This is a genomic window from Actinoplanes sp. NPDC051633 (assembly GCF_040681735.1).
Lineage (GTDB): Bacteria > Actinomycetota > Actinomycetes > Mycobacteriales > Micromonosporaceae > Actinoplanes.
On sequence record NZ_JBFAZH010001610.1, the window covers coordinates 1 to 1401 of the forward strand.

At 63.9% G+C, this 1401-nt stretch carries 1 protein-coding gene; it reads left to right on the plus strand.

Going from position 1 to position 1401, the window contains the following annotated elements; all coding sequences use genetic code 11:
• Positions 1-502 precede the first annotated feature (502 nt).
• A partial coding sequence (locus AB0M20_RS43600) for a catalase (protein ID WP_364307381.1) occupies positions 503-1401 on the plus strand: 899 nt, incomplete at its 3' end.

The window sequence follows — 1401 nt, forward strand, 5'->3', positions numbered from 1 at the left end:
ACCGAACGTGTCGTGGACCAGGTGCTCAGCCGGCATCGCGTCTAAATCGGTGTCGTACCGGTCGCGGGCTTTCTCCACTAGCGCGGTGACTTCACGGACGTCGGGGTCGTTGTGCAGGTACGGCCGTACCGCCACGGCCATCGCTGCCTTCATCAGTTCCAAAGGATCCTCATGGTCAATCTGCTCGTCGAATTCACCGGCGTCTCAGTCGCGTATCCACGCAATGATGGAAAAGCCTGCCGGAGTGGTGGCGCAGTGGGTCGTCACTGACGTTGTCGTACTGATCGATTTCCTATAGCCGACGACAATCGCGGCGGCGACAACGGGATCTGCGGCGACCATTCCGCGCCGATCCGGCCCTGTTTATCCAGCCCTGCCGATCGACGATTACGTGGTCAGGCCGGATCGGCAACTCCCGAAGCCTGCAGTGTATGTTTATCACTTCTCATGCCGGGTAGGTAATGTGGATCTAGCAATGTCGTCCGGAGGGAAATTGCACAGCATGGCGAAAAAGCCTGCGAAGGTCATTAAGGACACGGTCGAGGCGGCGGCGGCGAAGGTGGGCGCCACGACTCCCGACGTCCCCGGTTCACCCGGCAGCGGCACCCCGACCCTCGAAGAACCGACTACGCCGCACGGCCCGTTGCCACCCAAGCCGGAGCAGGGTACGCCGGCGTCCCGCACTCCCACCGGCGCGGCGACCGACGTGCCGCCGACCGACAACAGTCAGCAGGGCGCGTACCTCACCAACGCGCACGGTGTGCGGCTGCGTGACACCGACCATTCGCTCAAGGCGGGGCCGCGAGGCCCGGTGCTGCTGCAAGATCAGCACTTCCGCGAAAAGATCAACCACTTCGACCACGAGCGCATCCCCGAGCGTGTCGTGCACGCCCGCGGCGCCGGTGCGCACGGCGTTTTCACCGGCTACGGCACCGGCGAGGCGGTGACCCGGGCCGGTTTCCTGGCCAAGAACAAGGAGACCCCGGTCTTCGTACGTTTTTCCACCGTCCTCGGCTCCCGCGGGTCCGCCGACACCGTTCGCGACACTCGTGGGTTCGCGACGAAGTTCTACACCGACGAGGGCATCTTCGACCTCGTCGGCAACAACATCCCGGTCTTCTTCATCCAGGACGCGATCAAGTTCCCGGACATCATCCACGCGGGCAAGCCGCACCCTGACCGGGAAATCCCGCAGGCGCAAAGCGCCCACGACACATTCTGGGACTTCGTTTCCCTGCATACCGAGGCGCAGCACCACACGATGTGGAACATGTCCGACCGCGGCATCCCCCGCTCCTACCGGATGATGGAAGGCTTCGGCGTCCACACCTTCCGCCTGATCAACGCGGCCGGCGAGACGGCGCTCGTTAAGTTCCACTGGAAACCGAAGCTCGGAGTGCA